Origin of the sequence: Streptomyces achromogenes subsp. achromogenes, assembly GCF_000720835.1 — a bacterium.
Taxonomy (GTDB): domain Bacteria; phylum Actinomycetota; class Actinomycetes; order Streptomycetales; family Streptomycetaceae; genus Streptomyces; species Streptomyces achromogenes.
The window spans coordinates 1-320 of record NZ_JODT01000125.1; the positions used below are offsets into that span (position 1 = coordinate 1).

1 protein-coding gene is annotated in these 320 nt (G+C 65.6%); it reads right to left on the reverse strand.

Annotated features, from left to right (window positions below; all coding sequences use genetic code 11):
• On the reverse strand, positions 1-320 hold a 320-nt coding region (locus tag IH25_RS38275), incomplete at both ends, for an RHS domain-containing protein (protein ID WP_037656521.1).

Sequence of the window (320 nt, forward strand, 5' to 3'; positions counted from 1 at the left end):
TCGACCAGGCCGTTGTGCCCCAGAGGGTGCTTCGGGTGTGCCAGGCGATGTCGCCCTGTTCGTCCAGCAGTTCGGTCGGGGTGCCGACGAGGTCGGTGATGATGGCGAAGAAGCGGGAGTCGATCTCCTGCTGTGGGGCTTCGGCCGCGGTGATGCGTTCCGTTTGGGCGAGAGGGCGTAGGCCCTGGTGGTCCCAGGTGAGGGTGATCGGGTGGGCGAAAGCCTCGGACCTTGTCGTTTGTTCGCAGAGCGTCGTGCCGTCCCAGGTGAAGTCCACCCGTTCCACGACCGTTTCGCCGTCTTCGGCCAGGCGGAGTTTG